This is a genomic window from Thiomonas sp. TH-17, assembly GCF_057473305.1.
On the sequence record NZ_JBYCKI010000062.1, the window covers coordinates 1 to 2,100 of the forward strand.

Sequence of the window (2,100 nt, forward strand, 5' to 3'; positions counted from 1 at the left end):
GCGCGCAGATCGATGCGCGATTGCAGAGTTGGTTGCCGGCCCATGGCGAGAGCCTGGCGCGACATCCGCATGCCTCGGCCACGCCGCTGTCCTCCAATATGGTGGCTGGCTATGCCGAAATCTTGGTATTCATCCTGCAGTGCAACCTGGCATTGCTGGCGCTGGCAGGAGTGAACATCGCCAACCTGATGTTGCAGCGTGCGGTCGCCCACGGTCACTCGCAGGCGATCCGCGCCGCCCTTGGAGCCTCGTCCTTGCGCACCGTGCTGCCGATCGTGGCCGATGCCATCTTGGTGGGTGCTCTAGGCACGGCGCTCGGGCTGGCCATCGCGGCGTTATGCCTGAGATGGGCCAATGCAAACGTGATGCGACCCGAGTGGTTCGGCTTCATCACCCACGTGTCGATCCAGCCCCTGGCCGTGGTCTACTGCGCGATAGCCAGCGTATTGGTGATGTTCCTTGCCGCCGGCGTGGGACTGTGGCGGGCACGCAACCCACATGCGGTGCGCGAACTTGTCACAGGCGGACGCGGCGGGCAGACCGTCGCATCGGGGCGGCTCAGCAGGGCGCTGGTGATCCTGCAGGCCACCCTGGCGACGTTTCTGCTGATCTACTCGTTTTTGTTCGCGTGGTCCGAAATCCTTATCAACCGTGCTCCGCTCGGTTTCTCCTACGATCACGTGTTGACGGCGACCATTCACCCGCCACGGTCGCAATACCCCGATACGTCCGCGCTGCAGGCGTTAGGGCAGCGCGTACTAGACCGACTGCGCGCGCAGCCGGGCATCGTGGCGGCCGGGATCATGAATGGCTCACCGCTGGCATCCGCAGTCACGCTCAAATTCCAGCGCGGAGCGGCGCCTCCCTTTGCGGCTCAGTATCAGTTCGTCACGCCGGATGCATTCCAGACACTGCAGATTCCCCTGCTGGCCGGACGCGGCTTCAACGCCGGCGATCGCGCGGGCGCAGAGCCCGTGGCCATCGTCAACGCCAGCTTTCAGAAAAAATATTTCACCACAGGCGCCTTGGATCATCGCCTCGATCTGATCCTGCATCATGTCGGCTTGCCTACCCAGCGCCTGCGCATCGTCGGTGAGGTTGGTGACGTGCATGTCTGGGGGCCTGGAAGTCCGCCGCCGCCGATCGTGTACGTACCCATGGCGCAAGTACCCGATGGACTGATGGATGTGCTGCGTCAATATGGGAATCTGCACATCCTGGCGCGTACCAGCGGAGCGCCGTCGAATTACCTTGGCGAGCTGAAAGGCATGCTTGGACAAGTCGCGCCAGGTCTCGCGCTTCTGCATCTGCGCCCATTCGCAGAGCGCGTGAATGAAGTCTTCGGACCCAACCGGATGCTGACGCTGATTTTCGGTTTCATCGCGTTCGTGGCACTGGCTTTATCCAGCCTGGGCTTGTTTGCCGTGGTCAGCACCAGCGCGACCGCGCGTACGCGCGAATGGGGCGTCCGCGCAGCGCTGGGGGCTTCACCTGCGCGATTGTTCTGGGCGGTGCTGCGCATCGGTTTGATCCAGGCAGGTACCGGCATCGTGGCGGGCCTCCTGCTGGGCTGGGGTGTCACGACCCTCCTGGGAGGCGTCCAGGTCAATGCCGTCTCCGTTGGAGTCGATACGATCCTTGCCAGCCCCACGGTGCTTTCCAGTCTCGTGGCCTTGCTGCTCGGTGCCGCCGTACTGGCCTGCTTGGCCCCCGCCCTGCGTGCGGCGCGCACGCCGCCGGTAGCAGCGCTGAGCAATGACTGACGTCGCCGTTACACTGCGGCCATGACGCCACGCCCGCCGCGCGCCCGCGAAACCACGGTGCTGATCGCCGATGATCAGGCCGATGTGCGCGCGGCGCTGCGCCTGCTGCTCAAGTCCGAGGGCATCGCCAGCATCGGCGCGGACAGCGCGGCGGCGGCGCTGGAATCCGCGCGCAGCCGCGAGTTGGCTTGCGCACTGATCGACCTGAATTACACCCGCGACACGACTTCGGGCGCCGAAGGCCTGGGGCTGCTGGCGCGGCTGCGCGAGCAGGCGCCGGAGCTGCCGATCGTGGTGATGACGGCGTGGAGCAGCGTGCCGCTGGTGGTCGAAGCGA

Annotated in this window: 2 protein-coding genes; both read left to right on the plus strand. The window is 65.2% G+C overall.

Translation table 11 applies throughout. From position 1 onward, the window contains the following. Nucleotides 1–1,763: FtsX-like permease family protein (locus tag AC2VLV_RS04155; RefSeq protein WP_486988776.1), on the plus strand; the 1,763-nt coding region annotated here is incomplete at its 5' end. A gap of 21 nt (nucleotides 1,764–1,784) precedes the next feature. Then, on the plus strand, nucleotides 1,785–2,100 hold a 316-nt coding region (locus AC2VLV_RS04160; protein WP_486988777.1), incomplete at its 3' end, for a response regulator.